Raw genomic sequence first — 245 nt, forward strand, 5'->3', positions numbered from 1 at the left:
GTCTCAACCTTGGTTTCGCCTTCCGCCAAATACTGCACATCGGCGTTCGCGACGTTATAAGTCCAGTTGCCCGTAGCATCAATGGTCAAGCTGCCGAGCGCACCCGCGCTTGGGGTGCCTGTGCCAGCCTGGAATACAGATTGCCCTGCATCGGCATCATTGATGGTCAAGGTGCCAGTGTCAGTTAAGGTCGGGTTGTTGGCGTCTTCAGTGACCGCGCCCAGATCATCGCCCGCAATCTCAGG

1 protein-coding gene is annotated in these 245 nt (G+C 57.6%); it reads right to left on the reverse strand.

Annotation, left to right across the window (positions count from 1 at the left end; all coding sequences use genetic code 11):
* Positions 1-245: VCBS domain-containing protein (locus H5073_RS18660; RefSeq protein WP_220488115.1), on the reverse strand; the 245-nt coding region annotated here is incomplete at both ends.

This window comes from Shewanella sp. SR44-3, assembly GCF_014163735.1.
GTDB lineage: Bacteria > Pseudomonadota > Gammaproteobacteria > Enterobacterales > Shewanellaceae > Shewanella.